Origin of the sequence: Mycobacterium sp. E136 (assembly GCF_001666865.1) — a bacterium.
GTDB lineage: Bacteria > Actinomycetota > Actinomycetes > Mycobacteriales > Mycobacteriaceae > Mycobacterium.
On the sequence record NZ_LZJE01000119.1, the window covers coordinates 1 to 6363 of the forward strand.

The 6363-nt window shown below is 65.0% G+C and carries 8 protein-coding genes; 6 read left to right on the forward strand and 2 right to left on the reverse strand.

Annotated elements, in window-relative coordinates:
* A partial coding sequence (locus A5698_RS28525; RefSeq protein WP_156670657.1) for an SDR family NAD(P)-dependent oxidoreductase occupies positions 1 to 98 on the reverse strand: 98 nt, incomplete at its 3' end.
* An 84-nt stretch (positions 99 to 182) separates the two neighbouring features.
* Positions 183 to 1649 (reverse strand): aldehyde dehydrogenase, encoded by a 1467-nt coding sequence (locus A5698_RS08405; RefSeq protein WP_068295524.1) that lies wholly within the window; start codon positions 1647 to 1649, stop codon positions 183 to 185.
* A 154-nt stretch (positions 1650 to 1803) separates the two neighbouring features.
* Here A5698_RS08405 and A5698_RS08410 point away from each other — a divergent pair, with 154 nt between their 5' ends.
* The 6 genes from A5698_RS08410 to A5698_RS08435 form a co-directional block, all read left to right on the forward strand.
* The gene (locus tag A5698_RS08410; RefSeq protein ID WP_502688891.1) at positions 1804 to 2397 is read left to right on the forward strand and encodes a TetR/AcrR family transcriptional regulator; all 594 of its coding nucleotides are present in this window, start codon (positions 1804 to 1806) and stop codon (positions 2395 to 2397) included.
* Positions 2398 to 2419: 22 nt separating this feature from the next.
* Complete coding sequence (locus tag A5698_RS08415) at positions 2420 to 3628, forward strand: cytochrome P450 (RefSeq protein ID WP_068295518.1); 1209 nt, start codon at positions 2420 to 2422, stop codon at positions 3626 to 3628.
* A complete protein-coding gene (locus A5698_RS08420; RefSeq protein WP_068295520.1) occupies positions 3628 to 4455 on the forward strand; it encodes an SDR family oxidoreductase in 828 nt (275 codons plus the stop codon). Before A5698_RS08415 ends, A5698_RS08420 begins: the two co-directional genes overlap by 1 nt.
* Positions 4452 to 5804, forward strand: a complete 1353-nt coding sequence (cyp51, locus tag A5698_RS08425) for a lanosterol 14-alpha demethylase (protein WP_068295522.1) — start codon at positions 4452 to 4454, stop codon at positions 5802 to 5804. The genes A5698_RS08420 and cyp51 overlap by 4 nt, the downstream gene beginning before the upstream one ends.
* Positions 5805 to 5813: 9 nt before the next feature.
* Positions 5814 to 6023 (forward strand): ferredoxin Fdx, encoded by a 210-nt coding sequence (fdx, locus tag A5698_RS08430; protein WP_067080699.1) that lies wholly within the window; start codon positions 5814 to 5816, stop codon positions 6021 to 6023.
* A 2-nt stretch (positions 6024 to 6025) separates the two neighbouring features.
* On the forward strand, positions 6026 to 6363 hold a 338-nt coding region (locus A5698_RS08435; RefSeq protein WP_197506711.1), incomplete at its 3' end, for a nuclear transport factor 2 family protein.

A 6363-nucleotide genomic window follows, 5' to 3' on the forward strand; every position in this document is an offset into this window, starting at 1 on the left:
ACGGCGGCGCCCTCGCGGGCCAACGCCTCGGCGTACGCCTGTCCGATGCCGCCGCCGGCGCCGGTGACGATCGCCACCTTGTCGTTGAACTGCCCCATATACCTATCCTCTCCTCTGCCGAGCGTGGCATCGATGCACGTTCTCGCGCACTTCCGCGTGCTGGTAATCCACGTTCGGCGGGGTCAAACCGCCGTGGCGATCGCCTTGATCTCCAGGTATTCCTCGAATCCGGCCAGCCCCATCTCCCGACCGATTCCGGACTGCTTGTATCCGCCGAAGGGCATGTCCGCCGAGTACCAGACGCCGCCGTTGATGTTGACGGTGCCGACACGCATCCGCGCCGCGACCCGGTTCGCGCGTTCTTCGTCGGCCGAGAACACGGTGCCGGAAAGGCCGTAGGCCGAATCGTTGGCGATGCGGACGGCGTCGTCGTCGCCGTCGTGAGCGATCACCGTCAGCACCGGCCCGAAGATCTCCTCACGCGAAACCTTGGCTCTGTTGTCGAGTCCCGCGATCACAGTGGGTTCGATGAAGAATCCCGCGTCCCGGTCGGCCGGCCTGCCGCCACCGACGGCGAACTTCCCGCCCTCATCGATCGCCGAGTCGAGGTAACCCTGGACACGGTCGCGCTGGCGGGCGGAAATGAGTGGGCCACAGATGGTTCCGGCGTCCTGGGGGTCGCCCGGCCTCAGCCCGCCCATCGTCGCCGCGGCGGCCTCGACCGCCTCGTCGTAGCGGGCGCGCGGCACCACCAGGCGGGTGGTGATGGCGCAGCCCTGCCCCGCGTGCATCGACGCGGTGAACGCCGACATCGAACAGGCACCGGCGAGATCGGCGTCGTCAAGCACCAGGAACGCCGACTTACCGCCGAGTTCGAGGAAAACCTTCTTGATCGTGGCGGCACCGTCGGCCATCACACTGCGCCCGGTGGCCGTCGACCCGGTGAACGAAACCATGTCCACCCGAGGGTCTTTCGACAACAGCGCGCCGACCCCGTGGTCGCTGGAGGTGATGATGTTGACGACACCCGGGGGGATGTCGGTGTGCTCGGCGATCAGCTCCCCGACGGCGGCCGCGCACCACGGGGTGTCCGGCGCCGGCTTGAGCACGATGGTGTTGCCCGCGGCCAACGCCGGGCCGAGCTTGGCCAGGTTGATCTGGTGCGGGAAGTTCCACGGTGTGATGGCGCCGACGACACCGACTGCCTCACGGGCGATGCGGCGACGGGTCTTGATGCCCATCGGCGACGCTTCCCCCAGATCAGTGATCCACTGGTAGGACTCGGCGGTGTCGGCGCAGAAGCTCAGGTCCTCGACCGGGCCCTCCAGCTGGGCCGCCGATGTCAACATCCGGGGCGCGCCGACCTCGGCGATCGTGATGTCGCGCAGCTCTTCGATGTGCTCCTTGAGCACCGCTTGCAGCTGGCGCAGGCAACGCACCCGCAGCTCAGTGTTGGTCGACCAGTCGGTTTCGTCGAACGCCCGGCGGGCCGCTTCGATCGCGCGGCCCATGTCGTCGGCTGTGGCGTCGGCCGCGACGCCAAGCACTTCCTCGGTGGCGGGGTTGACGGTCTCGAACGACCCGCCGCCGCCCGCGACGAGCTTGCCGTCGATCAGCAGCAGACTTTCCCGATTCGCCAGCACCGCCATGCCGTCTCCGTTCACCATTGCTGGACAACTGTCCGAATTGATGGACCGAACGATAGTCCCCTGGCATGGCGACTGGCAAGCATAGGGTTTTCTAGCTGCGTACTTGCGGATCGTGACGATGGTCCGATAACTTGGACAGGTGTCCAGCGAACCCGTGGTTGCGGTCACAGGCTCGGCGCCTGACAGTACCGGCGAAACACCGCGGAACCGCCGTCAGGAGGAGACGTTCCGCAAGGTGCTCGGCGCCGGCGTGGAGATGCTGCGCGAGTCCTCGTATGCCGATCTGACCGTGCGTGCCGTGGCCGCCAGAGCCAAGGTCGCGCCCGCCACCGCGTACACCTACTTCTCGTCGAAGAACCATCTGATCGCCGAGGTGTACCTGGACCTGATGCGTCAAGTCCCGTACTTCACCGACGTGAACGAGAACAGGGTCGCCCGCGTCGAGAAGACGTTGCGCGCCATGGCGCTGATGGTCGCCGACGAACCGGAGGTCGCCGCGGCGTGCACGACTGCGCTTCTCAGTAGCAGCGATGCGGCGGTGCGTGCGGTGCGCGACCGCATCGGCGCCGAGATCCACCGCCGTATTCGGTCGGCCATGGGTCCGGAGGCCGACCCGCGCGCCTTGGCCGCGCTGGAGATGACGTTCTTCGGAGCGCTGGTCAACGCGGGCAGCGGGGTCTTCACCTATCACCAAATCGCCGACCGGCTCAGCTATGTCGTCGGCCTCATTCTCGGAGAGAATCAATGAACCAAAGCGCCGGAGACGAGTAGTGACCATCAGCGAAATCGTGCTTGACCCTTACGACTACGACTTCCACGAGGATCCGTATCCGTACTACAAGCGGTTGCGCGACGAGGCGCCGCTGTACCGCAACGACGAGCTCGGCTTCTGGGCGTTGTCGCGGCACCAGGATGTCCTGCAGGGCTTTCGCAACAGCACCACGTTGTCGAACAAGTTCGGGGTGTCCCTGGATCCGGCGTCGCGCGGACCACACGCGTCGAAGACCATGTCCTTCCTCGCGATGGACGACCCGGACCATCTGAGGCTGCGCACCTTGGTGTCGAAGGGCTTCACGCCGCGGCGAATTCGGGAGCTGGAGCCGCGGGTCACCGAGATCGCGGTGCAGCACCTCGACACCATGTTGGAGAAAGCGCGTTCGGACGAAACAGTCGACTACGTCGACGAGTTCGCCGGAAAGCTTCCGATGGACGTCATCTCGGAACTGATGGGTGTGCCCGAAGCCGATCGCACGCAGGTACGCGCCTGGGCCGACGGCGTGATGCACCGGGACGAAGGCGTCACCGATGTGCCGCCCTCGGCCGTCGAGGCGTCGATCAACTTGATCGTCTATTACCAGGGCATGGTGGCCGAGCGCCGTAAGAAGCCCACCGACGACCTGACCACCGCGTTGCTCGAGGCCGAGATCGACGGTGATCGGCTCACCGACGACGAGATCCTCGGCTTCATGTTCCTGATGGTGATCGCCGGTAACGAGACCACAACGAAACTGCTTGCGAACGCGGCGTTCTGGGGTCACAAGAACCCGGACCAGCTGACGCCCGTCTACGCCGACCTGGATCGGGTGCCGCTGTGGGTCGAGGAGACGCTGCGCTACGACACCTCCAGCCAGATCCTCGCGCGGACCGTCGCGGGTGAGCTGACGTTGTACGACACCACCATCCCCGACGGTGACGTCCTGCTCTTGCTACCCGGATCGGCTCACCGCGACGAGCGGGTGTTCGACGATCCCGACCGATTCGTGATCGGTCGCGAAATCGGCTCCAAGCTCATGAGTTTCGGTAGTGGTGCCCACTTCTGCCTCGGCGCGCACCTGGCGCGTATGGAGGCAAGGGTCGCGCTGACCGAGTTGTTCAAGCGAATCCGCGGATACGAGGTGGACGAGGCCAACGCCGTCCGCGTCCATTCGAGCAATGTCCGCGGATTCGCTCACCTTCCGATCACTGTGGAGACTGTCTGATGCCCCGGTTCGACCCCCTGCCCGAACGGCGCCCCGCCATCGTTGCGGGCGCCTCCTCCGGAATCGGCGAGGCGACGGCGATCGAGATGGCCGCGCGCGGCTTTCCCGTTGCACTCGGCGCTCGCCGCGTCGAGAAGCTCGAAGACATCGTCGGCAAGATCAACGCCGACGGCGGCGAGGCTGTCGGGTTTCACCTCGACGTCACCGATCCCAACTCGGTGAAAACCTTCGTCGCGCAATCGGTCGAGGCGCTCGGCGACGTCGAGGTGTTGGTGGCGGGCGCCGGCGACACCTACTTCGGCAAGCTCGCCGAGATCACCACCGACGAGTTCGAGTCGCAGCTGCAGATCCACCTGGTCGGCGCCAACCGGTTGGCGGCTGCGGTGCTGCCCGGCATGCTCGAACGCCAGCGCGGTGACCTGATTTTCGTGGGATCCGATGTGGCGCTGCGCCAGCGGCCGCACATGGGCGCCTACGGCGCGGCCAAGGCGGCGCTGCTGGCCATGGTCCACAACTTCCAGATGGAGTTGGAAGGCACCGGTGTTCGCGCCTCGATCGTGCACCCCGGACCCACCAAGACCAGCATGGGTTGGAGCCTGCCCGCCGAGAAGATCGGCCCGGCCCTCGAGGATTGGGCGAAGTGGGGCCAGGCCCGACACGACTACTTCCTGCGGGCCGCCGACCTTGCCCGCGCCATCGCCTTCGTGGCCGAGACCCCGCGCGGCGGGTTCATCGCGAACATGGAGCTTCAGCCCGAAGCCCCGTTGACCAGTGCGCCCGCAGAACGCCAGCAGCTGAAGCTGAACGAGGAGAACTTGAAGTCATGACGACCGCGATCGTGCCCCGGGTTTCCGGCGGCGAAGAAGAACACGGGCACCTCGAGGAGTTCCGCACCGATCCGATCGGTCTGATGAAGCGGGTCCGGGAGGAATGTGGCGATGTCGGCTGGTTCCAGTTGGTGGACAAGCACGTCATCCTGCTCTCCGGCGCCGAGGCCAACGAGTTCTTCTTCCGTTCGGCCGACGAGGATCTCGACCAGGCCGAGGCCTATCCCTTCATGACGCCGATCTTCGGGAAGGGCGTGGTCTTCGACGCCAGCCCCGAGCGCCGCAAGGAGATGCTGCACAACTCGGCGCTGCGCGGTGAGCACATGAAGGGCCACGCGACCACCATCGAGGGCGAAGTCAAAAAGATGATCGCCGACTGGGGCGACGAGGGCGAGATCGAACTACTCGACTTCTTCGCCGAGCTGACGATCTACACCTCGACGGCGTGCCTGATCGGACTCAAGTTCCGTAACCAGCTCGACCACCGGTTCGCCGAGTACTACCACGACCTCGAGCGCGGGACCGACCCGCTGTGCTACGTCGACCCGTACCTGCCGATCGAGAGTTTCCGTCGCCGTGACGAAGCGAGGGTGAAACTCGTTGGGCTGGTGCAGGAGATCATGAATCAGCGGTTGGCCAATCCGCCGAAGGACAAGTCCGACCGCGACATGCTCGACGTGCTGGTGTCGATCACGGACGAAGAGGGCAACCCGCGATTCTCGGCCGACGAGGTCACCGGCATGTTCATCTCGCTGATGTTCGCCGGGCACCACACCAGTTCGGGGACCTCGGCGTGGACGCTGATCGAGTTGATCCGCCACCGCGAGATCTACGCGAAGGTGCAGGCCGAGCTCGATGAGCTCTACGCCGACGGCCAGGAGGTGAGCTTCCACGCGCTGCGCCAAATCCCGTTGCTGGACAACGTGGTCAAGGAGACGCTGCGGCTGCACCCGCCGCTGATCATCCTGATGCGGGTGGCGCAGGGTGAGTTCGAGGTGGCCGGGTTCCCCATTCACAAGGGCGACTTCGTGGCGGCCTCGCCGGCGATCAGCAACCGGATCCCCGAGGACTTCCCCGAACCCGATGCGTTCAACCCGGATCGCTACAACAAACCCGAGCAGGCCGACATCGCCAACCGGTGGACGTGGATTCCGTTCGGCGCGGGCAGGCATCGCTGCGTCGGCGCGGCGTTTGCCCAGATGCAGATCAAGGCGATCTTCTCGGTGCTGTTGCGCGAGTACGAGTTCGAGATGGCCCAGCCCGCCGACAGTTACCGCAACGACCATTCGAAGATGGTGGTGCAGTTGCAACGGCCGGCTAAAGCCCGGTACCGCAGGCGGACCAGGTAGGGATTCGAAATGGGTTGCTACAGAGTCGAAGTAGACCTTGACCTGTGTCAGGGCCACGCGATGTGTGAGCTCGAGGCGCCCGATTACTTCAGGGTGCCCAAGCGCGGAAAGGTCGAGATCCTCGACGCAGAACCGCCCGACGACGCCCGCGACGAAATTCAAAACGCCGTCGACATGTGCCCAACCCAGGCACTGGCCATCCGAGAAATAGGAGATTGACAATGCCGTCTTTACCCCGCGAAGCGCTCGAGAAATGGGTCGAGCAATGGCTGGAGACCAATCGGGAAGCCGAACGCAACGGTGACTGGAAGCCGTTGGCGGACTTCTACACCGATGACGCGACCTACGGCTGGAACATCGGGCCCAAGGAAGACGTGATGTGCGTCGGTAAGGACGAAATCCGCGACGTCGCCCTGGGTCTCGAGATGGAGGGCCTCGAAAACTGGGTGTACGAGTACCAAAAGGTGATCATCGACGACAAGCAGGGCGAGATCGTCGGTTTTTGGAAGCAGATCGTCAACAAGTCCGACGGCACCCAGGACGAGATCTACGGCATCGG

What these genes read in the sequence shown, in the direction of transcription:
- A5698_RS08405 (WP_068295524.1), bottom strand. Translation starts at nt 1,649, where the DNA reads ATGGCGGTGCTGGCGAATCGGGAAAGTCTGCTGCTGATCGACGGCAAG.
- A5698_RS08420 (WP_068295520.1), top strand. Translation starts at nt 3,628, where the DNA reads ATGCCCCGGTTCGACCCCCTGCCCGAACGGCGCCCCGCCATCGTTGCG.
- cyp51 (WP_068295522.1), top strand. Translation starts at nt 4,452, where the DNA reads ATGACGACCGCGATCGTGCCCCGGGTTTCCGGCGGCGAAGAAGAACAC.
- fdx (WP_067080699.1), top strand. Translation starts at nt 5,814, where the DNA reads ATGGGTTGCTACAGAGTCGAAGTAGACCTTGACCTGTGTCAGGGCCAC.